Source organism: Agromyces sp. Y182 (genome assembly GCF_059445385.1).
Genome location: NZ_JCAIUF010000002.1, coordinates 810,099 through 836,740 on the forward strand (window position 1 = coordinate 810,099; position 26,642 = coordinate 836,740).

24 protein-coding genes are annotated in these 26,642 nt (G+C 69.4%); 7 read left to right on the forward strand and 17 right to left on the reverse strand.

What is annotated here, in order from left to right; all coding sequences use genetic code 11:
* Positions 1-71 precede the first annotated feature (71 nt).
* Together AC1C2R_RS18330 and AC1C2R_RS18335 are read left to right on the forward strand one after the other, a co-directional pair.
* A complete protein-coding gene (locus tag AC1C2R_RS18330; protein ID WP_495380847.1) occupies positions 72-2,183 on the forward strand; it encodes a molybdopterin oxidoreductase family protein in 2,112 nt (703 codons plus the stop codon).
* The gene (locus AC1C2R_RS18335) at positions 2,180-3,811 is read left to right on the forward strand and encodes an FAD-dependent oxidoreductase (protein WP_495380848.1); all 1,632 of its coding nucleotides are present in this window, start codon (positions 2,180-2,182) and stop codon (positions 3,809-3,811) included. Before AC1C2R_RS18330 ends, AC1C2R_RS18335 begins: the two co-directional genes overlap by 4 nt.
* A gap of 6 nt (positions 3,812-3,817) precedes the next feature.
* Here the strand turns inward: AC1C2R_RS18335 and AC1C2R_RS18340 are convergent, their stop codons facing one another.
* The 8 genes from AC1C2R_RS18340 to rpsP form a co-directional block, all read right to left on the reverse strand.
* Complete coding sequence (locus AC1C2R_RS18340; RefSeq protein ID WP_495380849.1) at positions 3,818-4,978, reverse strand: molybdopterin-binding protein; 1,161 nt, start codon at positions 4,976-4,978, stop codon at positions 3,818-3,820.
* Positions 4,975-5,211: a DUF6457 domain-containing protein gene (locus AC1C2R_RS18345; protein ID WP_495353660.1), complete on the reverse strand. Its 237-nt coding sequence runs from the start codon at positions 5,209-5,211 to the stop codon at positions 4,975-4,977. The genes AC1C2R_RS18340 and AC1C2R_RS18345 overlap by 4 nt, the downstream gene beginning before the upstream one ends.
* Positions 5,195-5,896, reverse strand: a complete 702-nt coding sequence (locus AC1C2R_RS18350) for an NTP transferase domain-containing protein (RefSeq protein WP_495380850.1) — start codon at positions 5,894-5,896, stop codon at positions 5,195-5,197. The genes AC1C2R_RS18345 and AC1C2R_RS18350 overlap by 17 nt, the downstream gene beginning before the upstream one ends.
* A complete protein-coding gene (locus AC1C2R_RS18355; protein ID WP_495380851.1) occupies positions 5,893-6,651 on the reverse strand; it encodes a sirohydrochlorin chelatase in 759 nt (252 codons plus the stop codon). The genes AC1C2R_RS18350 and AC1C2R_RS18355 overlap by 4 nt, the downstream gene beginning before the upstream one ends.
* A 143-nt stretch (positions 6,652-6,794) precedes the next feature.
* Positions 6,795-7,484 carry a tRNA (guanosine(37)-N1)-methyltransferase TrmD gene (gene trmD / locus AC1C2R_RS18360; RefSeq protein ID WP_495380852.1) on the reverse strand — a complete coding sequence of 230 codons (690 nt, stop codon included), beginning with the start codon at positions 7,482-7,484 and terminating at the stop codon, positions 6,795-6,797.
* Positions 7,485-7,491: 7 nt separating this feature from the next.
* The gene (rimM, locus tag AC1C2R_RS18365; RefSeq protein ID WP_495353656.1) at positions 7,492-8,205 is read right to left on the reverse strand and encodes a ribosome maturation factor RimM; all 714 of its coding nucleotides are present in this window, start codon (positions 8,203-8,205) and stop codon (positions 7,492-7,494) included.
* Complete coding sequence (locus AC1C2R_RS18370; protein ID WP_022891825.1) at positions 8,162-8,398, reverse strand: RNA-binding protein; 237 nt, start codon at positions 8,396-8,398, stop codon at positions 8,162-8,164. The genes rimM and AC1C2R_RS18370 overlap by 44 nt, the downstream gene beginning before the upstream one ends.
* Positions 8,399-8,401: 3 nt before the next feature.
* A complete protein-coding gene (rpsP, locus tag AC1C2R_RS18375) occupies positions 8,402-8,809 on the reverse strand; it encodes a 30S ribosomal protein S16 (protein ID WP_495353655.1) in 408 nt (135 codons plus the stop codon).
* A 287-nt stretch (positions 8,810-9,096) separates the two neighbouring features.
* Between rpsP and AC1C2R_RS18380 the strand changes: the two genes are divergently transcribed.
* Positions 9,097-10,266, forward strand: a complete 1,170-nt coding sequence (locus tag AC1C2R_RS18380) for a glutamate--cysteine ligase (protein ID WP_495380853.1) — start codon at positions 9,097-9,099, stop codon at positions 10,264-10,266.
* 28 nt (positions 10,267-10,294) lie between these two features.
* On the opposite strand, the gene AC1C2R_RS18385 is transcribed toward AC1C2R_RS18380, so the two are convergent.
* Entirely contained in the window at positions 10,295-11,728 is a 1,434-nt protein-coding gene (locus AC1C2R_RS18385; protein WP_495380854.1) for a GH1 family beta-glucosidase, read from the reverse strand.
* A gap of 126 nt (positions 11,729-11,854) precedes the next feature.
* Between AC1C2R_RS18385 and AC1C2R_RS18390 the strand changes: the two genes are divergently transcribed.
* A complete protein-coding gene (locus AC1C2R_RS18390) occupies positions 11,855-12,658 on the forward strand; it encodes a spermidine synthase (RefSeq protein WP_495380855.1) in 804 nt (267 codons plus the stop codon).
* A 28-nt stretch (positions 12,659-12,686) separates the two neighbouring features.
* Here AC1C2R_RS18390 and AC1C2R_RS18395 read toward each other — a convergent pair whose 3' ends face one another.
* The 7 genes from AC1C2R_RS18395 to ftsY all read right to left on the reverse strand — a co-directional run bounded on the left by AC1C2R_RS18395 (position 12,687) and on the right by ftsY (position 19,102).
* Entirely contained in the window at positions 12,687-13,247 is a 561-nt protein-coding gene (locus tag AC1C2R_RS18395) for a hypothetical protein (protein WP_495380856.1), read from the reverse strand.
* 182 nt (positions 13,248-13,429) lie between these two features.
* Entirely contained in the window at positions 13,430-15,007 is a 1,578-nt protein-coding gene (gene ffh, locus AC1C2R_RS18400) for a signal recognition particle protein (protein WP_495380857.1), read from the reverse strand.
* A gap of 123 nt (positions 15,008-15,130) precedes the next feature.
* A complete protein-coding gene (locus AC1C2R_RS18405) occupies positions 15,131-15,541 on the reverse strand; it encodes a hypothetical protein (RefSeq protein ID WP_495380858.1) in 411 nt (136 codons plus the stop codon).
* Positions 15,542-15,850: 309 nt separating this feature from the next.
* Positions 15,851-16,468 (reverse strand): response regulator transcription factor, encoded by a 618-nt coding sequence (locus AC1C2R_RS18410; protein WP_495380859.1) that lies wholly within the window; start codon positions 16,466-16,468, stop codon positions 15,851-15,853.
* A gap of 1 nt (position 16,469) precedes the next feature.
* Entirely contained in the window at positions 16,470-17,543 is a 1,074-nt protein-coding gene (locus AC1C2R_RS18415) for a sensor histidine kinase (RefSeq protein ID WP_495380860.1), read from the reverse strand.
* A 187-nt stretch (positions 17,544-17,730) separates the two neighbouring features.
* Entirely contained in the window at positions 17,731-18,213 is a 483-nt protein-coding gene (locus AC1C2R_RS18420; RefSeq protein ID WP_495353646.1) for a hypothetical protein, read from the reverse strand.
* Between the two features lie 13 nt (positions 18,214-18,226).
* Positions 18,227-19,102 carry a signal recognition particle-docking protein FtsY gene (ftsY, locus tag AC1C2R_RS18425; RefSeq protein WP_495353645.1) on the reverse strand — a complete coding sequence of 292 codons (876 nt, stop codon included), beginning with the start codon at positions 19,100-19,102 and terminating at the stop codon, positions 18,227-18,229.
* A 104-nt stretch (positions 19,103-19,206) separates the two neighbouring features.
* On the opposite strand from ftsY, the gene AC1C2R_RS18430 reads away from it, so the two are divergent.
* Together AC1C2R_RS18430 and AC1C2R_RS18435 are read left to right on the forward strand one after the other, a co-directional pair.
* On the forward strand, positions 19,207-20,175 hold the full coding sequence (locus AC1C2R_RS18430; protein ID WP_495380861.1) for a TIGR03885 family FMN-dependent LLM class oxidoreductase: 969 nt from the start codon (positions 19,207-19,209) through the stop codon (positions 20,173-20,175).
* Entirely contained in the window at positions 20,172-21,836 is a 1,665-nt protein-coding gene (locus AC1C2R_RS18435; RefSeq protein ID WP_495380862.1) for an alpha-amylase family protein, read from the forward strand. The genes AC1C2R_RS18430 and AC1C2R_RS18435 overlap by 4 nt, the downstream gene beginning before the upstream one ends.
* Before the next feature lie 40 nt (positions 21,837-21,876).
* Here the strand turns inward: AC1C2R_RS18435 and smc are convergent, their stop codons facing one another.
* Positions 21,877-25,395, reverse strand: a complete 3,519-nt coding sequence (gene smc / locus AC1C2R_RS18440) for a chromosome segregation protein SMC (RefSeq protein ID WP_495380863.1) — start codon at positions 25,393-25,395, stop codon at positions 21,877-21,879.
* Positions 25,396-25,567: 172 nt separating this feature from the next.
* Here smc and AC1C2R_RS18445 point away from each other — a divergent pair, with 172 nt between their 5' ends.
* Positions 25,568-26,638: a GNAT family N-acetyltransferase gene (locus AC1C2R_RS18445; protein WP_495353641.1), complete on the forward strand. Its 1,071-nt coding sequence runs from the start codon at positions 25,568-25,570 to the stop codon at positions 26,636-26,638.
* The last annotated feature ends 4 nt before the right edge of the window (positions 26,639-26,642 follow it).

The window sequence follows — 26,642 nt, forward strand, 5'->3', positions numbered from 1 at the left end:
ATCATGCTCACCGATGCCGTCGACGTGCGCTCGGGCCGTCTCGGCGAACACAAGATCTGAATCGAGACCAGATGAGTCGCTCCGCCGCCACGCATTGCCCGTACTGCGCTCTGCAGTGCGCGATGACCCTCACCCCGATACCGGCTCCGGATGCCGCGGCCGCACCGGTGGCCGTCACCGGACGTGACTTCCCGACGAATCGCGGCGGGCTCTGCAAGAAGGGCTGGACGTCTGCGGAGCTCCTCCGCGCGCCGTCACGCCTCGGCGCTCCGCTGCTGCGGGGCGCCGACGGGGCGTTGCACGAGGTGAGTTGGCAGGAAGCGCTCGATCACGTGGCGACGTCGCTGCGCGGCATCCGTTCGACCCACGGCGCCGACGCCGTCGGCGTGTTCGGCGGCGGGGGCCTCACGAACGAGAAGGCGTACCTGCTGGGCAAGTTCGCGAGGCTCGCGCTCGGCAGCAGCCGAATCGACTACAACGGGCGGTACTGCATGTCGTCGGCCGCGGCTGCCGGCAACCGCGCCTTCGGCCTCGATCGCGGCCTCCCGTTCCCGTTGGAGGACCTCGACGAGGCGGCAACGGTCCTCCTGCTCGGCACGAATGTCGCCGAGACGATGCCGCCGTTCATCGGTCATCTGACCGGCGCGCAGGCCGCGGGCGGGCTCGTCGTCGTCGACCCGCGGCGTACCGCGACCGCCCGGCTCACCGAGGAAGGCCGCGGCCTGCACGTGCAGCCGATGCCCGGCACCGACCTCGCGCTGCTCCTCGGGCTCATCCACATCGTGATCGCCGAGCGGCTCGTCGACCTCGACTACATCGCGACCCGCACCGTCGGATTCGAGTCGGTGCGGCGCAGCGTCGCAGCCTGGTGGCCGGAGCGGGCGGCGTCGGTCACGGGCGTCGCGGCCCTCACCCTGCGCCGCCTCGCCCGGCGACTCGCCTCGGGCGGCAACACCTACATCCTCACGGGCCGAGGCGTCGAGCAGCACGTCGACGGCACCGACACCGCAACCGCGGCGATCAACCTCGCACTGCTGCTGGGCCTGCCCGGGCGGTCCGGCAGCGGCTACGGCACGCTCACGGGGCAGGGGAACGGCCAGGGCGGCCGCGAGCACGGCCAGAAGTGCGACCAACTGCCCGGCTATCGCAAGATCACCGATCCCGATGCTCGAGCGCACGTCGCCCGCGTGTGGGGTGTCTCGCCGTCCGAGATCCCCGGTCCGGGCATCCCCGCCGTCGAACTGCTCCAGTCGCTCGGCGAACCGGGTGGCGTGCGCGCACTGCTCGTGCACGGATCGAACCTCGTCGTCTCCTCGCCGAACGTCACTGCGGTGCGCGAGCGACTGGCCGCGCTCGACCTGCTCGTCGTGTGCGACTTCTTCCTCTCCGAGACGGCGGCACTCGCCGACGTCGTGCTGCCGGTCACGCAATGGGCCGAGGAGGAGGGCACGATGACGTCGCTCGAGGGCCGCGTCCTCCGTCGCCGCCGCGCGATCACCCCGCCCGACGGCGTGCGCGACGAGCTCTGGATCCTCGCCGAACTCGCCCGGCGACTCGAGTGCACCGCGACGTTCGACACCGACCCCGAGCTCGTCTTCGAGGAGTTGCGGCTCGCCTCCGAAGGCGGCATCGCCGACTATTCGGGCATCGACTACGCCCTGCTCGACCGTGGCGAGGCCGCGTTCTGGCCGTACCCGCGTGGAAGCGAGGGCACACCGAGACTCTTCGCCGAACGATTCGCCCACCCCGACGGGCTCGCGCGACTCGTGGCCGTGTCGGTGCGGGAGTCCGCGCATCCGAACCCGCAGCCAGGCGAGCTGACGCTCGTCACGGGCCGGCTCCTCGAGCACTACCAGAGCGGCGCGCAGACTCGTCGAGTGCCCGAGCTCGACGAGGCGCAACCCGAGGCGCTCGCCTCGATGCATCCGTCGACCGCCGATCGTCTGGGGGTCGCCGACGGCGATGTCGTCGAAGTCTCGAACGCGCGGGGCCGGGTGCGTTGCCGGGCGCGGCTGACCGCCGACATCCGTCCCGATGCGGTGTTCCTGCCGTTCCACTACGGCGACGAACAGGCCGCGAACCTGCTGACCGGAGGCGCGGTCGACCCCATCTCGTCGATGCCCGAGTTCAAGACCAACATCGTGCGCGTCGAACGCCTCGTCGAGGCCGGGGCGCTCGCATGAACGCCGACCCGAACGCGCGCATGAACGTGCTCAGGGTCGTCCTCGTCGGCTACGGACCGGTCGGCGCCCGCTTCGTCGAAGAACTGCTGCCCGCCGTGCAGAGTGGGTCGGTCGAGCTGACCGTCATCGCCGGTGAAGACGTCGAGGCGTACAACCGCGTGCTCGTCGCCGAATACGCGGTCGGCAACACCGAGCTCGACTCGATGATCGTCGGTGACCGCGCGGCTGCAGAAGCTGCGGGTGCACGAGTGCTCCTCGGCGTCGCGGCGACCTCGATCGACCGCGCGGCCCGACTCGTGCACCTCAGCACCGGCGAGGAACTCGGGTACGACCGGCTCGTGCTCGCGACCGGCTCCCGAGCGAACGTGCCGACCCTCGACGGCGTGGAGCGGAATCGCCGCGACCTCGCCTCGCTCGAGAAGTACTCGCGGCAGCTCGTCGCCAGAGACGATGAGCTGCCCGAGGGCATCACCGCGCTCCGCGATCTCGCCGACGCCGAACGCGTGCTCGGGGCGGTTCGCGATCGCAAGCGCATCGTCGTGCTCGGCGCCGGCGTGCTGGGGCTCGAGCTCGCACTCGCCGCCGCCCATGCAGGCGCCCAGGTGTGCGTCGTGCACCACGGCCCGCACCCGATGCCGCGCAATCTCGATCGCGGCGGCGGGCAGGTGCTGCGAGCCGCTCTGCGCCGCACGGGCATCACGGTCATCGCACACAGCCGGGCCGAGGCCGTCGCGTTCCGCACCGGCGCCGACGGCACGCGCCGGTTCGACATGCTCGTCACAGCCGACGGCAAGCAACTGCGGGGCGACCTGCTCGTGCTCTCGTGCGGGGTGAGCCCGCGCAACGAGCTCGCGACGCTCGCGGGTCTCCGCACGGCCGTCGGCGTCGTCGTGCACCCGGGTCTCGCGAGCTGGACGGACCCGCAGGTCTACGCCATCGGCGACTGCGCCCAGGTCGTCGAGCGCACCGACGAGCTCGCGGGCAAGCGAGTGCTGCCGGGCGCCCCTTCTGGTCTCGTCGGGCCGGGCTGGCGTCAGGCGTCCTGGCTGGCCGCCGCGTTCACGACCGAGGCCGAAGGTGCGGTGACGGATGCCGCGGCCCCCGCCGAACGCGACGCCATCGTGATGCTGAAGGCCGAGCACATCGATGTCGTGGCGGTCGGCGAGATCGCCGCCGATCCGTGGGAGGACGACGCCGTGCACCCCCGGCGACGGGTGTCGCAGTGGGCCGACCCCGAGCACCTCCGGTACGTCAAGATGGTGACCGAAGACGGCGCGTTGACCGGGTTCGTCAGCGTCGGGATGCCGCGCACCGCTGCTGAACTCACGCTGCTGTTCGAGCGACGCGGTGAACTGCCGGCCGACCGGTCGTTACTGCTGCGCTTCGATGGGCCCGACTACGACCCGAGCGCCGACGCCGACGCATTCGCCCCGGGCTCGACCGTGTGCTGGTGCAACGGGGTGACCGTCGGGCGCATCGAGGAGTCGGCCGCGTGCGGGATCACGACCGTCGAGGGTGTGGGGCGAGACACTCGCGCCGGCACCGGCTGCGGCGGCTGCAAGGGGCGGATCGCCGAGATCCTCGCCCGGGCCGCTGAGGCCGACGGGACGCCGACGCTCACCACGTGAGGGGTCTCACCACGGGAACCGCAGTACCCGTGCGGCGCCCTCGCCGATCGGGGAGACGAGCAGGCCGTCGGCGCCGGCGAGTCCTCGCAGCATCGCCGAACCACGCCAGCGGCTCGGCTCCGGCACGCCGTCGTGCCACTCGAACGGCGTCAGCAGGCGCTCCCGGGTGCGACGCGGGGGCACGGGAGCCGCGACCTCCTCGAGCGCGGCCAGGGGGCGGCCCGACGCCCCATCGAGCCAGGGCGGGAAGAAGCTGAGCAGGCAGGTGAATGTCGCGAGCGGATTGCCCGGTAGGCCGAGCACCGGCACCCCCGCGCTCGTACGGGCGAACAGCACCGGATGACCCGGGCGCATCGCGACGCCGGCGAACTCGACGGTGCCGCCCTCCGCGACGATCGCGCGCCGCAGGAGGTCGCCGCGGCCTCCGGCCGTGCCGCCGGTCGTGACGAAGACATCGGGACGACCGTCGGCGAGCACTTCGATGAATGGCCCGAGCTGATCGGGGATGCGTCGCGTCGCAGCATCCGCCCCCAATCGATCGAACAGCGCCGGCAACGACGGCCCGAACGCGTCGCGGACGGTTCCGGGTGCCGGGAGTCCGGCCGACGTCACTTCGTCACCGGTCACGACGAGGTCGACCCGCGGCTTCGCGAGCACCTCGAGGGTGTCGTGGCCCGCCGCCGCAGCGAGGGCCAGCTTCGGCGGCGTCAGGAGCACGCCCGCGCGGACGAGGGGATCCCCCCTGCGCAATTCTTCGCCGCGCCGGCGGATGTCCCGGCCCTCGTCGAGCGGTCGTTGCGAGACGGTTCGCAGCAGCTCGGGATCGCCGGGGAGCGGCACGCCGTGTTCGGCCCGCAGCACGCCGAGCGTTCCAGGGGGCACGGCTGCCCCCGTCGTGATGACTCGCGCGGTGCCGGCACGCAAGAGCTCAGTCGGCGGCGCGCCCATCGTGACGGAGCCGTCGAGCCGCCACGGCCCGTTGCCCGCCACCGCCCAGCCGTCCATCGCGCTGACATCGGCGGTCGGCAGGTCGACGAGGGCGTGCACCGCCGCGGCGAGCCGGCGTCCGTCGGCATGTTCGACGCGAACCGCCTCGACAGCGAGCGGCCGGGCGGCACCGGCCATCCAGGCGACACGGCGCGCTTCGTCCCAGCGGGTTGCGCTCACCCGTCGTCCCCGGCGAGGCGGCGTTCGACGTCGGCGACGATGTCAGCGAGCGGGATGCCTCGAGCGACCGCGTACCCCGCGATGAAGGTCGTCAACGGAGCCGCCGGGCGCGCGACGCCATGCGCGGCGATGCGTGCCAGGTCGAGCACTGCGGCCACGTCGGGCTCGAAATCAAGACCGAGCGCTGCAGCGAGCTCGCGAGACCAACTCTCGACGTCACGCGACGCGGACACGGCGCACCTCCCCGATCGGCAACACGATGCCGTGTCGGGCGGCATCGGCCGGGGTGTCGACGTCGGCGCACCAGGTCCGGCGAAGCGCCAGCCCGCGCACGTCGAGCCGTTCGAGTACCGCGCGCATCGACGCCCCTCGTCCGCGCGGCTCACGTCGCGCAGCCTCGATCGCGGCATTGACGGCGCTCGTGAGCGAGGATGTGCGGTAGACGGCGAGCAGTGGTTGGTTGACGCCGTCGGGGTCGACCCCGACGAGGCCGTCGTGGGCGTCCGTCACTCGGGCGAGCAGCGCGGCGACGGCCGGCGCCGCATTGACAAGATCACCGGCGAGCACGACGGTGAACGGCTGCGGGTCGTCGGCGAGGCCATCGAGACCGGCGGCGATCGCCGCGACCGGACCGCTCCAGCGCGGCTCTTCGGCGGCGACCCGGATGCGCCGATCTGCGTCGACCCATCGCGGAGCGGCCGCATGCGAGACGTAGGCGACCGCGCGGGCGCCAGCCGCAGCCCGAATCGTGAGCGAGGCGAGGCTCACCCCGTCGATCGTGAGCGTCGTCTTGTCGACGCCGCCGAGCCGCGAGCCGCGGCCACCCGCAAGCACGATCGCATCGTGCGCGACGACCGGTACAGCACTCGTCACGGCCGATGCACGCGTCACGCCCGATGCACGCGTCACGGCCGTCACGCCCGCTCCAGGCGAGCCACGTCGACATCGCCGTATCGCTCGAGCACGAGTTCGACGAGGGTACCGGGCGCGGCTTCGTCGGGAAGCAGCAGCGGCTCGGCGATGGCATCCGCGCCGGCCGCGGCCGCTGCGTCGTAGAACGCTCCGGGCGCAAGAAGGTACGTGCCGACGACGACCCGCGCTCCGGGATGCACCTCGCGCACCATCTCGATCGCGTCGGGCAGGCGCGGGATCCCAGCGGCGATGAATCCGACCGTCACCGATCGGCCGAGGCGTTGCCCGAGCCGACGGGCGGTCTCGAAGCACTCCCTCACGGCCCGCGGATCGTTGGATCCGGCCGCGGCGAGCAGTACCGCATCGCCTTCGGCCAGCAGCGGGTCGAGCCGCGTCGCGAGCACGTCGACGATCCGATCGTCGGGTCCGAGCTCCGCTGCCAGGCGTGCGCCTCCGCCGAGATGTTCCAGCCCGAGCGAGAGACCGGTGCGCACGTGGAACCCGGCGGAGAGCACGAGCGGCACGATGATCGCATCCTCTTCGGCATCCGAAGCGAGTGCGGCCGTAACCTCCGACCGACTCGCATCGACGAAGCTGATCGTCACGTCGAGGTCGGGCCGGGCCGAAGCCACACCGTCGACGAGGCGGATCACCGCCTCGCGGTTCGCGCTCGACGGCGCTCCGTGCGTGACTGCGACGAGGCGGAGCGGATGCGCCACGATGTCTTCCGCCGAGGTGCCGGCACCTCTGGACCCGACCATCTGCAGACCCGCGCTTTCCGGCGGAATCCGGTCTCACCCGCCGGTTCGACGCTAGGCAGAGCGTGTTTCGCGCACCGCACCCGCGTGTTTCCGGCAGGTGAAGAACGGCTCACGCCCCGAGATCTGGGTGCGGCGCGGGCCGGCTACTCGCCGAGCAGTTCGGGTCGAACGCGCCGGGTGCGCTCCAGCTGCTGCTCACGGCGCCACGCGGCGATCGCCCCGTGGTTGCCCGAAAGCAGCACCGGCGGCACCTCGAGTCCGCGCCACGCGGCGGGCTTGGTGTAGCTCGGATACTCGAGCAGGCCGTCTTCGTGGGACTCTTCGACGAGGCTCTCGGGGTTGCCGACGACCCCGGGCACGAGGCGTGCGGCGGCCTCGATCATGGCCATGACGGCGACCTCGCCGCCGTTCAGCACGTAGTCGCCGAGGCTGATGAGTCGTACACGCATACGCGTCTCGTAGTGGTCGACCACGCGCTGGTCGATGCCCTCGTAGCGACCGCAGGCGAACACGAGGTGCTCTTCAGCGGCGAGCTCACGGGCGATCTGCTGGGTGAAGGGCTCGCCTGCGGGCGACGGCACGATGAGCAGGGCATCGGATGTCCCGGTGCCCACGATGCCGTCGAGCGCTTCACCCCATGGCTCGGGCTTCATGACCATGCCCGCCCCGCCGCCGTAGGGGGTGTCGTCCACCGTGCGGTGCCGGTCGTGCGTGGCGTCGCGGAGGTCGTGCGCCGTCACCTCGAGGAGTCCGGACTGGCGGGCCTTGCCGAGGAGTGACAGATCGAGCACCGAGAAGAACTCGGGGAAGATCGTGACGATGTCGACGCGCATCGGCCGATTACTCGTCGCGGTCGGCCTCGGCGGGTGCCGCGGCATCCGCTTCGGCAGCTTCGACCGGCGACTCGGATGCGACCTCGGCCGTCTCGGCCACCTCGACCTCGGCCACCTCGACCTCGGCCACCTCGACCTCAGCCACCTCCTCGAAGAGTCCGGGAGGCGGCGTCACCGTCAGTGTGCCGGACGCGAGGTCGACTTCGGGCACGATCGCGGACACGAACGGCACCATGACCTCGCCGCCCGGCGTCTTGACGATGAGCAGGTCTTGCGCGGGGAAGTGGTCGACATGTGCGACCTCGCCGACATGTTCGCCGTCACGGATCACCGCGAGGCCGATGAGCTGGTGGTCGTACCAGGCGTCGTCTTCGGGCGCCTCTTCTTCGACGTGCGTGACCCAGAGGATCGCCTTAGCGAGGCCCTCGGCTGCGGTGCGGTCGTCGACGCCGTCGAAGAACCCGACCGCATGCCCGTTGTACCAGCGGAGTTCACGGAGCGTGAGGTTCTTGCCGTGCCACGGCGACGTGTCGGGCACCTGCAGCGAGAACTCCGCCCCCGGCACGAAGCGCCGGTCGGGGTCGTCGGTGTAGAGCTCGACCTTGATGGCGCCTTTGAGGCCGTGCGCCTTCAGCAGGCGACCGACCCGAAGCTGCGTGCCTGCGGTGTCGGCCACGTCAGTCGTCGGTGTCGACGACGTCGACGCGAACGCGTCGACCATCGGCGAGCGCGGTGACGAGGGTGCGCAGCGCCTTCGCGGTGCGGCCGGCGCGACCGATCACGCGACCGAGGTCCTCGGGGTTCACATGAACCTCGAGGACCTCGCCGCGTGCGCTCGACGCGGAAACGACCTTGACCTCGTCAGGGTGATCGACGATCCCTTTGACGAGGTGTTCGAGCGCGGACTGGAGCAAGGTTTACGCCTCGTCCGTCGCGGTTTCGGCGGGAGCCTCTTCGACCTTCGGCGCGGGCTTGTCGGCCTTGGGCTTCAGCACCGGCTTCTTCTTCTCGTCGGCGACGAAGGCGGCCTTCGGCTCGGCGACCTGAACGGTCGAGACGGCATTCTTGTCGCCCTTGAACTTGCCCCAGTCGCCCGTGAGCTTGAGGATCGCGGCGACCTGCTCGGTCGGCTGGGCGCCGACGGAGAGCCAGTACTGCGCGCGGTCCGAGTCGACCTCGATGAACGAGGGGTTCTGGGTGGGGTGGTACTTGCCGATCTCCTCGATCACACGACCATCGCGCTTGGTGCGCGAGTCGGCGACGACGATGCGGTAGTACGGCGCACGGATCTTGCCGAGGCGCTTGAGACGGATCTTGACAGCCACAATTCTCCTGAAATGTTGTGAGTTGGCGAACTGACAGCCGTGAGCGTGGGGTGCACACTCGGCGGAAGCTCAATAGGTTCTGCGCGTCGGATAGAGGGTCGGACGATACAGAACTCGACTGACCATTCTTGCAGATCTCACGTCGCAACGGTAATCGCCCGGATGTCGGCGTCATCGATTGCACCATCGCCTGCGACATCGGATGACGCGGCGACCTCACCGACCGCGGCCATCATGTCATGATGTCTCCACGCCGGCGCACGCGCCGCAGGAACGGGGGCGCTCACATGGACATCGCATTCGCGGACTCGCCGCGGTCGAGCGTGGGCCTCGAGTGGGAGATCGCGATCGTCGATCGGGTCACCGGTGAACTCGCCTCGGTCGCCGACCGGGTGCTCGAGGTGCTCGACTCGTCGAGCGAGGGCCCGGCACATCCGTTCATCACCTCGGAGCTCCTCACGAACACCGTCGAGCTCGTGAGCGGCCCGCACGCGCGGGTCGCCGACGCCGTCGCCGACCTCGAGACCCAGCTCGACGAGGTGCGCGGCGTCATCGACGGCCTCGGCGACTACGAGCTGGTCTGCGCGGGCTCCCATCCGTTCAGCCAGTGGTACGACCAGCACCTCACCGACAAGCCGAGGTACCACAAGCTCATCGAACGCACCCGTTGGTGGGGCCGCAACATGATGATCTGGGGCGTGCACGTGCACGTCGGCATCGAGGAGCGCGACAAGGCGCTGCCGATCCTCGACGGCCTGCTCGCCTACCTCCCCCACCTGCAGGCGCTCTCGGCGTCGAGCCCGTTCTGGGCCGGCGTCGATACCGGGTACGCCTCGAACCGTGCCCTCATGTTCCAGCAGCTCCCGACGGCAGGACTCCCCTATCCCCTCGCCGATTGGCCGGCTTACGAGCGCTACGTCGACGACCTCGTTCGCACGGGCGTCATCGAGGATCACAGCGAGGTGCGCTGGGACATCCGCCCCTCGCCGAAATGGGGCACGGTCGAGGTGCGGGTCTGCGACGGCCTCTCGACGGCAGCCGAGATCGCCGCGATCGGTGCGCTCGTGCAGTGCCTCGTCGAGTGGATGAGCACGACGCTCGACGAGGGCGGCACACTGACGGTGCTGCAGCCCTGGTACGTGCGCGAGAACAAGTGGCGGGCGGCGCGATACGGGCTCGCGGCCGAGGTGATCACGGATGTCGCGGGCACCGAGCGCCCCGTCGCCGACGACCTTCGTGCACTCATCACGACGCTCGTGCCGATCGCGGAGCGCCTCGGCTGCGCTGTCGAGCTGCAGGGTGTGCGCGGCATGCTCGACTCAGGAGCGAGCTACGCCCGCCAGCTGCGTGTCGCCGAGGCCGCCGGCGGCGACCTCAGGGCTGTGGTGGCACACCTCGCCCGCGAATTGCGCGACGGTATCGAGAGCGGGCTGCCTGCGGCATCCGCTGGGCCCTGAACCTGCCGGTTGCGCGACCCACCACCCGCTACCCCGGGATGCGCCTCGTGCGGATCAGCTCGGCGTACCAGAGCGCACTGTCTTTCAGCACGCGCTCGAACGAGTCGTAGTCGACCCGCACGATGCCGAATCGCTTGGAGTAGCCGTAGCCCCACTCGAAGTTGTCCATGAGCGACCACACCTGATAGCCGCGCAGGTCGACGCCGCGCTCGATCGCCCGGTGCGCGGCCGTGAAGTGGCGGCGCAAGTAGTCGATGCGGTCGACGTCGTGCACGGCGGGGCCGTCGGGCTCCTGCACGAGCACGTCGTCGAACGCTGCCCCGTTCTCGGTGACCATGAGCGGGAGATCGGGGTAGCGCTCGCTCAGCGAGACGAGCAGGTCTTCGAGGCCCGAGGGGTCGATGTTCCACCCCATCGCCGTGTACGGCCCCGGCTGCTCGAGGAACTCGACATGCTCGGAACCCGGCCACGGCGTGCCGCCCATGTCTTTGTGGCCGTCGGCGTTGGAGCGTGACGAGACGCCGTCCCACATGTCGACGGTCACGGTCGAGTAGTAGTTCACGCCGAGCAGGTCGATCGGCTGGGCGATCAGCTCGGTGTCGCCCGGCAGCAGGAACGACCAGTCGGTGACGGCCGCCGTATCGGCGATCACGTCGGCCGGGTAGCCATCGCCGAGCAACGGCCCGAGGAAGACGCGGTTCGCGAGCCCGTCGATGCGCCGAGCCGCTTCGGCACCGCCCTCGCCAGAGGGTCTGATCACGTGCAGATTCAGGGTGATCGAGTAGCCCGGGTCGTTGGTCACGACCTCGCGCAGGGCGGCGACCGCAAGCCCGTGCGCGAGATTCAGGTGGTGCACCGCGGCGAGCGCCTTCGCGCCGTCCATGAGCCCTGGGGCGTGAGCGCCGGAGCCGTAGCCGAGGTACGCGCTGCACCACGGCTCGTTGAGCGTCGTCCACACTGCGACGCGGTCGCCGAGCCGCTCGCCGACGAGGCGCGCGTAGTCGGCGAAGGCGAACGCCGTCTCGCGGTTCGTCCAGCCGCCCTCGTCTTCGAGCGCCTGCGGCAGATCCCAGTGGTAGAGCGTCGCAATGGGCCGGATGCCGCGGGCGATGAGCCCGTCGACGAGACGCTCGTAGAACGCGAGCCCGGCCTCGTTGGCTGCGCCCCGCCCGGTCGGCTGGATGCGCGGCCAGGCGATCGAGAACCGGTACGCCTCGAGACCAAGCCGGGCCATGAGGTCGAGGTCTTCGTCGAGGCGGTGGTAGTGATCGCACGCGGTGTCGCCGGTGTCGCCGTTCCACACCTTGCCCGGGGTGTGGCTGAAGGTGTCCCAGATCGACGGGCCTCGGCCGTCTTCGTGCACCGCACCCTCGATCTGGTACGAGGCAGTGGCCGAACCGAAGAGGAAGTCATCACCGAATTCGAGGCCGCCGTCGCGGTAGTCGGGGGTGCCGATCGTCATCTTCAGTGCTCCAAGTCGTCTCGCGCGTTTGCCGCCGAATCACTGTATCGCGGTCGCCGAACCGTTCACTGACCGCTCGGTGAGCGACCCGCGGGTCTGCGCGACCGGATCGCCTAGGGTCGAGGGATGGACACGTCGCCGACACTCGAGACCGCCGCGTTCAGGGCCGAGCTCCAGCCCGACCGCGGCTCGAACGGCGGCTACTCGCTCGTCATCGACGACGTCACGCAATCGCACGTGAACCCCGACGACCCCCGCGACCTGCAACTTCCGTACGTGCGCCGCATCGCCGCCGTGCTCGCGACGCTTCCGGGCGAGTCGCCGTCGGTGCTGCACCTCGGCGCGGGAGCCCTCACGCTCCCCCGCTACGTGCACGCCCTGCACCCGTCGAGCCGTCAGCGCGTCGTCGAGCTGTATCCCGAGCTGCTCGAGTTCGTCACGCAGCACGTGCCGCTGCCCCCCGACGCACCGATCGAACTCGCGATCGGCGATGCCCGCGCCGAGGTGCAGCGACTCACGGGCGACGGCGACGACCAGTGGGACCTCGTGCTCGTCGACGTCTTCTCAGGTGGCGCCGTGCCGCGCCACGTCACGACGATCGAGTTCTTCACCGAGCTCGTCTCGCTCCTGTCACCGGGCGGCGTGCTCATCGTCAACTGCCTGAACGGCGCCGAGCCGCAGGTGACGGGCGACACCCTCGCCGCGGTGCTCGAACTCCTGCCCGACGTACTCGTGATCGGCTCCGAGGCCGTGCTCAGGCGGGTGGCGCCCGGCAACACGATCATCGTGGCGTCGCGGCATCCGCTCGACCCGGAATCGGTCGCGCAGTGGCTCTCGACCGACCCGCTCTCGGTCGCGACCGGCGCGACGGTCGTCGACGGGCCAGCCCTCGAAGAGCTCTCGGGAACGGTGCGTCACGACGCTCGGTAGGAACCCGGAGAGTAGCAGCTAGCAGCCATCAGCCGGGTGAGCGCGTCGACCGATCCTCGCGGAGCACGGCTGCGAGCTTGATCCGGTAGACCGCGAGCACTGCGAAGAACGCGCTCAGGTCGACCTTCTCGGAGTTGGGATCCTCGAGCTCCTTGAGCCGGATCGGACGGATCTTCGCGACCTCGGCGACCTGCTTGTGCGTCGCATTACCGCGGCTCTTGACGAGGAAGTCCGCGAGCGCCGCCCGGTCGCCGAGGACGCGATGCGTCTCGGTCGCGAGGTCGATGCGACTGTGGCCGATGTGGAGGTGGCCGCAGTGCTGGCAGGTGTACCAACTCGTCGACGGGTCCTCACGGAGCTTGCCCGGAATCTCGATCTCGCTCCGATACCGGCGCTTGAACTCCCACCGTCCGCCCCGCTCGGTCTTGCACTCGCGGGGCGCGTTCGCAGCATCGAGCACCAGCTCTGCCATTCCTGCGCACCGAGGCGTGCAGTACAGCCCCTGGTAGACCGGAACCCCGGGTCCGCCGAGCTTCTGCGCGCACTTCCTGCAGCGCTGCCGCTCGGGGAAGAGCTTCTCCTGGACCATGGCCCTCCTTGGATCTCGCCGCCGGGCATGGGACCTACCGGTGCGGCCGGCCCATCGTCGGACAGCACCCGCTCGACGGCGACGGGTTCTCGCCCCACGTCGGTTCGGTTAGGACACCCGGAAGGAATCGGCGGAGGACGAGATCGACCAGCCCCATCCAGGATCTGACGGGCGAGCCGACGCTAGCGGCGCAGCATCTTCTGCAGGGCCGCGAGCTCTTCCTCGCTCGGTGCGGCCTTCGCCCCGCCACCGCCCAGGCCGAAGCCCGAGCCCGCAGGTGCGGTCGACTCGCTCGGCGTCGCCCCTGACGCGATCGCCGCGTTCTCTGCAGCGCGCTTGGCCGGGTTGCCCGAGCGCGACGAAGTGGACTTCTTGCCCTTGCCCGCCTGTCGCTTGCCGCCGCCGTGGCCGCCGCCACCGGGGATCGGCCCCATGCCGGGGATCTGCGGCATTCCGCCACGAGCCACCGTCTTCATCATCTTCGCCGCCTGTTCGAAGCGGGAGACGAGTTGATTCACGTCGGTGACGGTCATGCCGGAGCCCTTCGCGATGCGGACCCGCCGCGATCCGTTCAGGAGCTTCGTGTTCGTTCGCTCGGCGGGCGTCATCGACTGGATGATCGCCTCGGTGCGCACGATCTCGCGCTCGTCGAAGTTCTCGAGCTGCTGCTTCATGCCGCCCGCACCCGGCAGCATGCCGAGCATCTTCTTGATCGAGCCGGCGCCGCGCAGCTGCTGCATCTGCCCGAGGAAGTCGTTGAGGGTGAACTGGTCGGTCGCGAACTTCTCGGCGACCTTCATCGCCTCGTCTTCGTCGAAGGCCGACTGCGCCTGCTCGATGAGGGTGAGGATGTCACCGAGGTCGAGGATGCGGCTCGCCATGCGGTCGGGGTGGAAGGGCTCGAAGTCGTCGAGCCCTTCACCCGTGGAGGCGAAGATGATGGGGCGACCGGTGATGGATGCCACGCTGAGCGCCGCGCCGCCTCGCGCGTCGCCGTCGAGCTTGGTGAGCACGACGCCCGTGAAGTCGACGCCCTCTTGGAAGGCCTTCGCGGTCGTGACCGCGTCTTGGCCGATCATGGCGTCGATGACGAAGAGCACCTCGTCGGGGTTCGTCGCGTTGCGGATGTTCGACGCCTGCTTCATGAGCTCGGCGTCGACGCCGAGCCGGCCGGCGGTGTCGATGATGACGACGTCGTGCTGGGCTCGCTCGGCTTGCTTCACGGCGTCTCTCGCGACCTTGACCGGGTCGCCGGTGCCGTTGCCCGGCTCGGGGGCGTAGACCGGCACACCGGCCTGCGCACCGACGACCTGCAGCTGGTTCACGGCGTTCGGGCGCTGGAGGTCGGCCGCGACGAGGAGCGGGGTGTGCCCGTCTTTCACGAGCCACTTCGCGAGCTTGCCGGCGAGCGTCGTCTTACCGGCGCCCTGGAGGCCGGCCAGCATGATGACCGTCGGCGGGTTCTTCGCGAACTGCAGGCGCCGCTGCTCGCCGCCGAGGATCGCGATGAGCTCGTCGTTGACGATCTGCACGACCTGCTGCGCCGGGTTCAGCGCCTTGTTGACCTCGTCGCCCAGCGCGCGCTCGCGCACATGCGCGGTGAACTGCTTGACGACGTCGAGGGCGACGTCGGCGTCGAGCAGCGCGCGACGGATCTCACGAACGGTGCCGTCGACGTCGGACGCCGAAAGCTTGCCCTTGGTGCGGAGACTCTTGAAGGTCTCGGCGAGGCGGTCAGACAGGTTTCCGAAGGTAGCCATGGTGCCTTCGATTCTAAGCGATGCCGGATGCCTCGGCCCGCGCGCTTGCGAACGCTACAGCGGTCGCGATGACCGTGAACGTCGTCGGCCGGTGCAGGAGATCTCTGGAGCAGAGACTCGTTGTCACCCGACCGGGCCGACCGGGCCGACCGGGCCGACCACGATCGTCCAGGTGACGATGAATGCGACCACGACGGTCACGGCACCCAGTCCGCCCATCGCGATGCGACCGAACGACTTGGACGAGTGGCGACCGATCGCCTGACCGGCGAAGGCGATTCCCACCAGCAGGGCCGCGATCACCAGTCCCGAGAGCAGCGCGCCCAGTGGGTTCCCGCCGGTGCACTCGGTGGATTCTGGACCGCAGGAACGGAACGGCCCGCCCTGGCCGCTCGAATCGTAGTTCCTCAGGCTGGTGCTCAACATGAAGGCGGCGAGCCCGAAGGCCGGTAACGCGAGCACCGAGAGTACGAGCGTCGCAACACTCGCCCAGACGGGATGCCTCCATCCGTCAGGTTCTGCCTCGCTCGCCACGCTCACGCGGTCGGTTCGCTTTCCGCCGATGGCAGGTACGCGGTGATGTCGATCGACGTGAGCGGCACAGAGATGTCCGCCGGGTCCACGCGCGGCCGATCCTCGTCGGGAACTCGGGGGTCGTGATGGTTCACGTCGCCTCATCTCAGATCAGGTGCCAGAAGGGAGTACAGGCAACGTATGTCGCAGCCGGTGTGGGTGGCGATACGACCTTCGGGGCATTCTCGTGCGTCTCACTGCTGTGCTGGCGGATTCCGCCGCGAACACGCCCCGGTGGCCCTCCGCGCGCGACCCCTCCAGGCCGCTCGCTCATGCGCGCGGCGCTTCGATCTCGCCGAGCCGTGTCGCGTTCCGCACGGCGCCGGTGCGCGACGTCGCTCCGAGCTTGGCGAAGATGTTGGTGTTGTGGCGTTTGACTGTGCCGACCGAGATCGACAGCGCCCGACCGATCTCATCGTTGGACAGACCCTCGGCGATCAACGCCATCACCTCCTTCTCGCGCAGCGACAGGATCGATGCGACGAGCTCCGGTCGGCCACGACCGTCGTGCGCCCCGATCGCTGAATGGATCGCTTCGACGAGCTCGCTCGCCGGAGCCGACTTCGACACGAACCCGGCGGCGCCGGCCGCCAGCAGGTGATTCGCGAGAATCCGGTCGCGGTGCATCGTGACGACGAGGATCCGCGTGTTCGGGGCCTCAGCTCGGACCCGGCTGATCGTCGACAATATTGGAATCCCAGGCATTTCGACATCGAGCAGCAGTACATCTGGTCTCGTCGCGATCGCCTGCTCGTACGCCTCGTCGTGCGTCGCGGCCTCGCCGACCACCCGCACCCGCCCGGAGGCGATGAGCATTGCCCGCAGACCGTCCCTGAAGAGCTCGTGGTCGTCCGCGATGACGACGGTGACGGATGTCGCGATCGTCATGTCATGGCCCGCCGATGAACGGCAGCGTCACCCGGATACCGACGGCACCAGGGGTCCTGAGGAACTCCACGGTTGCTCGGATTACCCCGGCTCGCTCCGCAATGCCTCTCAGCCCGAGCGAGGTCAGACCTCGCTCGGCGTCGTCGTAGCCCTGTCCGTCGTCGGTGACTGTGACCTGCAACTCGGTCAGCGACCACTCCAGCCGCACTTCCACCGAGGTCGGATGCCGTGCATGGGTGCGTGCGTTCCTGGTCGCTTCGGTGACGATCGTGAACAGCTCCTCCCGGGCGAGGTCGCTCAAGGGCCTCACCGCCCCGACCTGCACGACATGGACGGGGAGCGTGTCTCGTCCACCCGTCGCGTAGGCGTACTCCTCGAGGGCTTCTGCCAGTTCGCTGTCCCCGACCTGTGCCCTGAGGTCAACGGCGATGTCTTGCGTATCGCGGAGCGAATCACGCAGAATCGCGATCGCCCTGGCGACCTCCTCATCCGGTCGACGAATCTGGGCCGCCTCCAACCGCTGGACGCTGGCAGCGATGCCGTGCGCGATCCGATCGTGCAGCTCACGTGCGAGCCCCAGCCGCACCTCACGGTCGGACGACCGGAGCTGATCCCGGAGCACCGCCACATAGGCCAAGGCGCCGGGCGGGAATCGCCGCCAGATCGCATGATGCAACGCCCGTGCGACGTCAAGATCCCGCCGTCGATCCCCTGCCTCGGCGACCGCATCGGCAACGATCGGCAACGCCACGTCGAACAGCACCTCTGCCGCCATCAGCGGTTCCGATGGATCGATGTCCATCGCTGCGGCACGCTGCCCGTGCGCCATCAGCATCTCGGGGTCGCCATATTCGACCTCGACGAGTCGCGAAGCGAAGGTATCACCGCCCAATTGCGAGATGGTCTCGGCGAGGATGGACCGGGCCTGGATCTCCAATCCACCGTCGAGCGCTTCGGCGGTCGCCAACGCACTGCCGCGCTGCACCAGCCGCGCGTGCAGCTCGCCGACCACCGCGCCGGCCACCGCGGACCCTTCACTGCGCATATCGGTTCCCCACTTGCCGTTCTCCTGCATCGGCCTTCGAGATGCAGCGCTCTCAGAGCGCCTCGGCGGCTCACTCGATCGGCTGCACGTGACGCGCGGGATCGCGCACCTCTGGACGGTACCCCGAACTCGACCACGAATCGATACGACTTCGGGCACATTCCACGCCCGATCCCCTCAACGATCGGAAGGCCCTGCCCGGCTCCGTGCGGAGTGCTCAGGCGTCGAAGCGGAGGTCGACGACGTCGCGGCCGATGTCGATGGACGCGACGAGCCGCGTGTCGATGTCTTCGGGTGCGAGCCCGTATTCGAACTCGGCGAACGTCTCGCCGTCGCCGTCGGCGTCGGGCCTCAAGTCGACGCGCACGAGGCTCAGTGAGCGGAGCGCATCGATGTGCCGGTCGCCCGAGTCGCGAGTGATCGCCTCGCTCGCGGCCTCTGCATCGTCACCATCGAGCACCGCGACGAGGAACTGCGAGACGACGCTGCTGCCCGAATCGAGCTGGCCGACGAAGACGCCGCGGATCTCATCGTCGATGAGCTCGAGCTCGCCGACCATCGTCGCCGCCGCGTCGAGCGACGGGGTGGAGACCTCGTCGGCGTCGGCATCGAGCACGACCTCGACATCTTGGTCGCCGTATTCCTTTCGCTCGGCCCAGTAGTCGCCGATGAGTCCGAAGTAGTCGTGTTCGATCGCCATGTCGTTCTCCTTCTCAGCCGACGAGCTTCTGCGCGAAGACGTGCGGCGTGAATCCTGTGAGGTCGCCAATGGCCTCGCCTTGGCCGATGAGTTTGATGGGCAGCCCGGTCTTCTCCTGCACGGCGAGCACGAAACCGCCCTTGGCACTGCCGTCGAGCTTCGTGAGCACGAGGCCGGTCACCCCGCCGTGCTCGATGAACGCCTCAGCCTGCGCGAGCCCGTTCTGACCGGTCGTCGCGTCGAGCACGAGCAGCACCTCGCTGATCGGTGCGAGTTTCTCGACGACACGCTTGATCTTGCCGAGCTCGTCCATGAGCCCGCCTTTGGTGTGCAGGCGCCCGGCCGTGTCGATGATGACGATCTCGGTGCCGTCGCGCTTGGCCTGCTCGACCGTCTGGAACGCGACGGAGGCAGGGTCTTGCCCCTCGCGCTCGGGCCGCACGATGCCCACGCCCGCGCGTTCGGCCCATGTCGCGAGTTGGTCGACGGCTGCCGCGCGGAACGTGTCGGCTGCGCCGACGACGACGCTGCGGTCGTAGCTGCGCAGAAATCTCGCGAACTTGCCGATCGTCGTGGTCTTGCCGACGCCGTTCACCCCGACGACGAGCACGACCGCGGGGCGCTCGGTGAGCTTCAGGGTCGGGTCGTACTTCGCGAGCCGCTCCTCGACGATCTCACGGAGCATCCGCTGCACGTCTTTCGGGTCGGTGGTCTTGTACCGCTCGACCTGCGCCCTGATCTGCGCGACGATCTCCTCGGTCACCGAGGGGCCGAAGTCCGCACGGATGAGCGCCGACTCGAGATCGTCCCATGTGTCGTCGTCGATCGTCTTCGCGCCGAAGACCCCGCGAAGGGCCGCGCCGAGGGACCACGATGCACGTTCTGCCATGCATCCAGCCTACGGCGCGCGAGTACAACCGATCTGCGCGCGCCTGCAAGGGGTTGCCGCCGAGCCAGCTCCGGGGCACGGTCGAAGAGTTGGAAGGAGCACAGATGACGATCGTGGGATTCCACGCCTCGCACGAACAACTCCCACCGAGCCGCCTGCTCGAGGCGGTCAAGCATGCGGAGCGGGCCGGCTTCGACGCCGCGATGTGCAGCGACCACTTCGAGCCGTGGAGCGTGCGCCAGGGCCATTCGGGATACGCATGGAGCTGGCTCGCCGCCGCGCTCGAGGCCACCCGGTTCTCGCTCGGTGTCGTCACGGCGCCAGGTCAGCGCTACCACCCGGCGATCGCCGCACAGAAGATCGCGACCCTCGCCGAGATGTACCCGCGGCGATTCTGGGCGGCGATCGGCAGCGGCGAAGCGATCAACGAGCACGTGACCGGAGACCCGTGGCCCGAGAAGGACGAACGAGACGCACGGCTCGCTGCGACCGTCGACGTCATCCGTCGGCTGCTCGATGGCGACGAGGTCTCGACCGATGGACTGATCCGAGTCGACCGGGCGCGCGTGTGGAGTCTTCCAGCCACTCCCCCGCCGCTGTTCGCCGCCGCCGTGAGCACCGAGACGGCACACGAGGTCGCGACGTGGGCCGACGGCGTGATCACGATCGATCGACCCGACGACGCGCTCCGCGAGTTCATCGACGCCTACCGCGATGCCGGTGGTCGCGGGCCGGTCGCCGTGCAGGTCCATCTGAGCTGGGCAACGACGGATGCGGAGGCCCTCGCGATCGCGCACGACCAGTGGCGCCAGAGCCTCGTGCCGGCGAATGTCGCGTGGGAGCTCGACCGACCGCAAGACTTCGACGAACGGACCGCCGACGTCACACCGGGACAGGTGTCCGAGACCCTGCTGTGCTCCGCCGACCTCGCCCGCCACCTCGCGCACCTCGCCGCCATCGCCGAGCTCGGTGTCGATCGCATCTACCTCCACCACGTCGGCACAGAACAGGACGCCTTCATCGACACATTCGGCGAGCACGTGCTGCCGGCCCTGAAGGAGGTGGGCAGATGAGGATCACCGACCGCAGCGATCTCTGGTGGAAGACCGCCGTCGTCTACTGCCTCGACGTCGAGACGTACATGGACTGGAACGATGACGGCTTGGGCGACTTCGAGGGCCTCGCGCACCGGCTCGATCACCTCGCCGAGCTCGGCGTGACGTGCATCTGGCTCATGCCCTTCCAGCCGACCCCCGACCGCGACGACGGGTACGACATCACCGACTTCACCGGCGTCGATTCCCGGCTCGGCTCGCTCGGCGACGTGGCTGAGTTCACCCGCACCGCCCGCGATCGCGGCATGCGGGTGATCATCGACTTCGTCATGAACCACACCTCCGACCGGCACCCTTGGTTCACGGCTGCGCGCCGGAGCCGCAACTCGCCGTACCGCGACTACTACGTCTGGCGTGACGAGCCGCCGAAGAAGCAGGCGAAGACGGTCTTCCCCGGCGAGGAGGACAGCGTCTGGGAGCTCGACGAGCGCAGCGGCCAGTACTACCTGCACAGCTTCTACCGCCACCAGCCCGACCTCAACATCGCCAACCCGGCCGTGCGCGACGAGATCGCGAAGACCGTCGGCTACTGGCTCGAGCTCGGCATCTCGGGGTTCCGGGTCGACGCGGTGCCGTTCCTGATCGAGCCGCCGGAAGGGGTCGACATCGGCGACCCGCACGAGTTCCTCCGAGACATCCGCCGCTTCCTGCAGCGCCGCTCGAGCGAAGCCGTGCTGCTCGGCGAGGTGAACCTGCCGTACGACCAGCAGGTCGAGTTCTTCGGCCGGCCCGGCAATCCGCCCGAGCTCACGATGCAGTTCGACTTCCTCGGCATGCAGGCGCTCTACCTCTCACTTGCGAGGGAGGACGCCCGGCCCTTCGCCGCGTCTCTCGCGAAACGGCCCCAGCTCGAACCCGAGGCCCAGTGGGCGAACTTCGTGCGCAACCACGACGAGCTCACGCTCGACAAGCTGAGCGACGCCGAACGCGAAGAGGTCTTCGACGCCTTCGCCCCCGAGGAGTGGATGCGCGTCTACGATCGCGGCATCGCGCGGCGGCTGCCGACCATGCTCGACGGCGACCCGCGCCGAATCCGAATGGTGTACAGCCTGCTCTTCTCGCTGCCGGGAACCCCAGTGCTCTTCTACGGCGAGGAGATCGGCATGGGTGAGAACCGCGATGAGGGCGGCCGGATGACCGTTCGCACCCCCATGCAGTGGACCGGTGGAAAGAACGGCGGCTTCTCGCGCGCCGCCGCGGGCCGGCTTCCCGCGGCACCGCCCGGCGACGGCTACGCGCCTGAACATGTCAACGTCGAGGCGCAGATGCACGACCCCGATTCGCTGCTCAGTGTCATCCGAAGCTTCGCGGTGCGCTACCGCAGCTCGCCCGAGATCGGCTGGGGCCGCCACGAGGTGCTGTCGAGCGGGCAGGACGCCGTGCTCGCACACCGCATCACCGCGGATGTCGGCCGGTTCGTCGCGGTGCACAACTTCGCCCCCACCCCGACGGTCGTCTCGCTCGAACTCGGCGCTGTCGCAGCCGACTCGGTGCTCTCCGACCTGTTCGCGCCCGACAGGTTCGACCTCGACGAGCGCGGGCGCATCGACGTGCACCTCGACGCGTACGGCTACCGTTGGTTCCGCATCGTCGAGTCCGACGATCGCCGGCTCACCTGAACGACACGGCGCCGACGACGAGCGGATGCCGCGGCATCCGTCAGCTCGCCTTCGCCTCACGCTCCTCGCGCACGCGCTGTCCGACGACCGCTGAGACGCCGTCTTGCCGCATCGAGACGCCGTAGAGCGCGTCGGCGATCTCCATGGTGCGTTTCTGGTGCGTGATGACGATGAGCTGCGAGTCTTCGCGCAGCGACTCGAGCGTCGTGAGCAGTCGACCGAGGTTCGCGTCATCGAGCGCCGCCTCGACCTCGTCCATGATGTAGAACGGGCTGGGCCGGGCCTTGAAGATCGCGATCAGCAGCGCGACTGCTGCGAGTGAACGCTCACCGCCCGAGAGCAGCGAGAGGCGCTCGATCTTCTTGCCCGCGGGCTTCACGCTCACCTCGATGCCCGTGGTGAGCATGTTCTCGGGGTCGGTGAGCGTGATGTTTCCTGCGCCACCCGGGAAGAGCACCGGGAAGACCTCGGCGAACGCCGCCTTGGTGTCTTCGAAGGCGCTGCGGAAGATGGACTCCATCTTGCCGTCGATCTCTTCGATGATCGTCAGCAGGTCTTTCCGTGTGTTCGCGAGATCGGTCAGCTGCTCGGTGAGGAACTGGTGGCGCTGCTCGAGCGCCGCGAACTCCTCGAGCGCGAGCGGATTCACCCGGCCGAGCTGGGCGATCTTGCGTTCGGCTTGCGCGAGCCGACGCTGCTGCTCCTCGCGCCGGTACGGGCGGGGCTCGCCGTCTTCGTCTTCAGCGGGGATCTCCTGGTCGGGGCCGTACTCGTCGACGAGCACCTCTTCGGTCAGGCCGAGCTCGGACTCGGCGCGCTCGACGAGCCCGCCGACGTGAAGCTTCTTCTCGTAGATGCGCAGTTCGAGCCCGTGCACGTCTTCGGTGACCGAGTGCAGGCGCTCACGCACGGCGGCCTCGTCGCGGCGCACCGCCTGCAGCTCTTCGTTGCGGCTCGCCCGCTCGGCTTCGGCACGTCCGAGTGCGACACGCGCCTCGGCGACCGAGGCGTCGACCGAGGCGAGTGCCGCGGGCAGCACGTCGGCGACCCTGGTGGCCGCCTCGAGCTGGGCACGACGGATCACGGCCCGCCGCGCGGCATCCGCTGCAGCCTGCCGTTCTGCTTCGAACTGCGCTTCCATGGCGCGGATGCGGGCCTCTTCGGCACGCACACGCTCTTTCGCCGTCTCGAGGCGCAGCTTCGCCTCGACCTCGGCTTCGCGTGCCGACTCGAGCGCGGCGAGCGCCCCATCGCGCGCGCTCGTCTCGAGCACCGGCCGCGCCTCGGCACGTGCTGCCTCGAGCGCCGTCTTCGCCGCGGCGGCGAACTGCTCGGCCTCGACCACGCGCTCTTCGGCGTTCGCTGCGGCCTGCCGCAAGCGTTCGCTCTCTGCGTCGGCGGCTTCGGCCTGCACGCGTGCACGATTCAAGCGCTCGGTGCGCTGGGCGAGCTGGGCGTCGAACTCGCGCAGCGCGGCGAGCGCACGCTTCGCCTGGTCTTTGGACTGCTCGACGATCTGCCGCTGCTCGGTGAGCTCGAACCGCGCCCGCTCGATCTCGGCGCGCACCTCGTCGAGTCGAGCAGCAGCCCGATCGCGTTCGGCGATGAGTTCGATGCGGCTCTGCTTGCGGCCGGAGCCCCCACGCAGCACGAATCGGCCGACGACGGTGCCGTCTTTCGTGATGACGGTGGCCGGTGTCGCCCGCTTCGCGAGGGCGGATTCGGCGGCGCGCACGGCGTCGAGGTCGTCGGCGATCAGCACGTCGGCGAGCAAGCCGAGCACGCCGGCGGGTGCGGTGACGATGTCGGATGCCGCGGTGAGCCCCGCGATCGACGATGAGGCCGGGGGCGTGACACCGGCGTCGGCGAGCGTGAGCGCGACCCGGCCGAGTTCGCCGCGCTCGGCATGCTCGAGGGCGCGGAACGCCGCGTCGCGGTCGTCGACGAGCACCGCGTCGCTCAGCGAGCCGAGGGCGGCGGCGATGGCCGGCTCGTAGCCGGGCTCGACCTGGAGGGCCTCGGCGAGGAGACCGCGCACGCCGCGCACGCCAGCGGCGACGAGTGCCGCCGAGCCGTCCTTCTGGTCGAGTGCGAGCGAGAGCGCCTGGGTGCGGGCGCCGAGTGCGCCGTGTTCGCGTTCGCGTCCGTGCAGCTCTTCACGGATGCGCTCGATCTCGGCCTCGGCCTCGAACACCGCCGCCTGAGCAAGCTCGTACGCCTCGTCGAGGTCGGTCTCCGCGGTCTCGCCGCTGTCGGCGTCGGCTTCGGCCGACGCGAGCGCGGTGGCGGCGGCAGCACGGCGTTCAGCCGATGCCTCGAGCGCATTCGCATGGCGCAGCACCTCGCCGCGCGCGCCTGCGAGCTTCGACGCGGCGGTGTCGGCCTGGCCGGTGAGCTTGGAGAGCTCGAGGTCGTACGCGGAGACCAACGCGCTCTGGCGCGCGATGCCCTCGTCGACGGTGTCGAGCTCGGTCCGCCGTCGCATCGTGGTCTCGTGAGCGTCGTCGAGTGCGGATGCCGCGGCGCCGACGCCGTCGCGAATGCCAGTGAGCTCGGCCACGGCCTCGTCGATCATCGCGCGGGTCACGCTCGGCGAGGCATCCGTCTGCTCTGCTGCACTGCCGAGCAGGGCGATGCGCTGGCTGGCGAGCGAATCGAGGGAGCGAAGGCCGCTCTGGGCCTGCTCGAGGGCGAAGGTCGTCGACCTGGCCCGGTCGACGGCGTCGCCGATCTGCGCCTGCTCGAGCCGGGTCATCTTCGCCTGGTGCTGTTCGAGCTGGTCTTGCAGCACGAGACGCTCGGCGTGGCGCTCGTGCTCGCTCTTGCCGTGCTCGTCGAGCGCCCTGCGGAGGCCGACGACCTCGTCGGCGAGAAGTCTCGCCTTCGCATCGCGTACGACGGCAGCGATGGTCGCGGCCTCGCGCGCGACCTCGGCCTGACGACCGAGCGGTTTCAGCTGTCGACGGATCTCGCCCGCGAGGTCGGAGAGGCGCGTGAGGTTCGCCTGCATGGCATCGAGCTTGCGCAGCGTCTTCTCTTTGCGCCGACGGTGCTTCAGGATGCCGGCGGCCTCCTCGATGAAGCCGCGCCGATCTTCGGGGGTCGCGCGCAGCACCTGGTCGAGCTGGCCCTGCCCGACGATGACGTGCATCTCACGGCCGAGCCCCGAGTCGCTGAGGAGCTCCTGCACGTCGAGCAGCCGGCAGTTCTCACCGTTGATCGCGTATTCGCTCGCGCCGTTGCGGAAGAGCGTGCGCGAGATCGTGACCTCGCTGTACTCGATCGGCAGTGCGCCGTCGCTGTTGTCGATCGTGAGACTGACCTCTGCACGGCCGAGCGGACCTCGCGTCGAGGTTCCCGCGAAGATGACGTCTTCCATCTTGCCGCCGCGAAGCGTCTTCGCCCCCTGCTCGCCCATCACCCAGGCGAGCGCGTCGACGACGTTGGACTTGCCGGAGCCGTTGGGACCGACGATGCAGGTCACGCCGGGCTCGAACGCGAACGTCGTCGGCTGCGCGAAGGACTTGAAGCCCTTGAGCGTCAGGCTCTTCAGGTACATGGCCCCCCGTGCGGCTCAATGGTGCGGATACCTCGGAAAGCGTACCCGAGCGGATGCCCCGCGCCGTGTCGCCCTCGCCGCCGATGGGCGATCGCGGTTGCGGCCGAAACAGCGCACCGATAGCCTGATCGGCTGCCCGCGCGGATGCGGGCCGGAAAGTGCAGTTCTTCAGATGAACGTCGAGATCCGTCAGATCCCCGTGCCCGAGGCCCTCGGGACCCCTGAATCAGCCGACTTCGAGGCATTCGCAGCGTTCGCCGAGACGTTGGTGGTCGAGGTGCACGACACCGATGACCTCAGCTACGGCGCCGATGAGTTGCTCGTGTTCTCCAGCGACGGACAGTACACCCGACGGCGCGCGTTCGGCGCGTGGGACGGCGACCGTCTGATCGGTGCGGCGAACGTGATGTGGGAAGTGGATCCCGACGCGACCACTGCATTCTCGACGGTGCTCGGGGTCTCGCCGGAGCAGCGCCGCAGTGGTCTCGGCAGCCGGTTGCTCGCCGAACTCGAGCAGACTGCTCGCGATGCAGGCCGGCCCACGCTCGTGCTGCGCGCGACCCATCGCTTCGGCGATGAGCACGAGGGCGAACGGCTGCGTGCACCGCAAGGCGATACGAGTATCGCGGCAGACGAGCCGGCCGCTCGCTTCGCGCTCGCTCACGGCTACGAGCTCGGCCAACTCGACCGGATGAGCGCGATGCCGGTGACCGGGAGAGCAACGGAGTTCCGCGAGCGGCTGGCACGCCACGAGACGTCGTCTCCCGACTACCGGCTCGTGAGCTGGCACGATCGCACTCCCGAAGAACTCGTCGAGGCCATGGCCCACGCGCGCGAACGGATGTCGGTCGACGCACCGAGCGGCGAGATCGACTACGAGCAGGAGACCTGGGACGCCGACCGGGTCCGATCCGAGGAGCAGCGCACGCTCGACGCCGGACGACGCACGATCTTCACGGCCGCGCTCACCGATGACGGCGCAGTGGCGGGCTACACGCAGTTCGTGCTCGCACCGCGGAAGCACGTCGCCTACCAGGACGACACGCTCGTGCTCGCCGACCACCGCGGCCACGGGCTCGGCATGCGCATGAAACTCGCGAACCTGATCGAGCTCGGTGATGCCGCCCCCGAGCGTGAGCGCGTGATCACCTGGAACGCCGACGAGAACGCGCACATGCTCGCGATCAACATCGCCCTCGGATTCGAGCCGGACGCGGTCGATTCGGTGTGGCAGAACGGCTGAGCGA

Bases quoted from the DNA above. Each gene is read 5' to 3' on its own strand.
- AC1C2R_RS18410 (WP_495380859.1), bottom strand. From the start codon at position 16,468: ATGACGATCGCGACATCCGTCACCGTCGTCATCGCGGACGACCACGAG.
- AC1C2R_RS18380 (WP_495380853.1), top strand. From the start codon at position 9,097: ATGGACATCGCATTCGCGGACTCGCCGCGGTCGAGCGTGGGCCTCGAG.
- AC1C2R_RS18415 (WP_495380860.1), bottom strand. From the start codon at position 17,543: ATGCAGGAGAACGGCAAGTGGGGAACCGATATGCGCAGTGAAGGGTCC.
- AC1C2R_RS18330 (WP_495380847.1), top strand. From the start codon at position 72: ATGAGTCGCTCCGCCGCCACGCATTGCCCGTACTGCGCTCTGCAGTGC.
- ffh (WP_495380857.1), bottom strand. From the start codon at position 15,007: ATGGCTACCTTCGGAAACCTGTCTGACCGCCTCGCCGAGACCTTCAAG.
- rimM (WP_495353656.1), bottom strand. From the start codon at position 8,205: ATGGTCGACGCGTTCGCGTCGACGTCGTCGACACCGACGACTGACGTG.
- ftsY (WP_495353645.1), bottom strand. From the start codon at position 19,102: ATGGCAGAACGTGCATCGTGGTCCCTCGGCGCGGCCCTTCGCGGGGTC.
- AC1C2R_RS18335 (WP_495380848.1), top strand. From the start codon at position 2,180: ATGAACGCCGACCCGAACGCGCGCATGAACGTGCTCAGGGTCGTCCTC.
- AC1C2R_RS18435 (WP_495380862.1), top strand. From the start codon at position 20,172: ATGAGGATCACCGACCGCAGCGATCTCTGGTGGAAGACCGCCGTCGTC.
- AC1C2R_RS18390 (WP_495380855.1), top strand. From the start codon at position 11,855: ATGGACACGTCGCCGACACTCGAGACCGCCGCGTTCAGGGCCGAGCTC.
- trmD (WP_495380852.1), bottom strand. From the start codon at position 7,484: ATGCGCGTCGACATCGTCACGATCTTCCCCGAGTTCTTCTCGGTGCTC.
- AC1C2R_RS18430 (WP_495380861.1), top strand. From the start codon at position 19,207: ATGACGATCGTGGGATTCCACGCCTCGCACGAACAACTCCCACCGAGC.
- smc (WP_495380863.1), bottom strand. From the start codon at position 25,395: ATGTACCTGAAGAGCCTGACGCTCAAGGGCTTCAAGTCCTTCGCGCAG.
- AC1C2R_RS18445 (WP_495353641.1), top strand. From the start codon at position 25,568: ATGAACGTCGAGATCCGTCAGATCCCCGTGCCCGAGGCCCTCGGGACC.
- AC1C2R_RS18355 (WP_495380851.1), bottom strand. From the start codon at position 6,651: ATGGTCGGGTCCAGAGGTGCCGGCACCTCGGCGGAAGACATCGTGGCG.
- AC1C2R_RS18385 (WP_495380854.1), bottom strand. From the start codon at position 11,728: ATGACGATCGGCACCCCCGACTACCGCGACGGCGGCCTCGAATTCGGT.
- AC1C2R_RS18395 (WP_495380856.1), bottom strand. From the start codon at position 13,247: ATGGTCCAGGAGAAGCTCTTCCCCGAGCGGCAGCGCTGCAGGAAGTGC.
- AC1C2R_RS18420 (WP_495353646.1), bottom strand. From the start codon at position 18,213: ATGGCGATCGAACACGACTACTTCGGACTCATCGGCGACTACTGGGCC.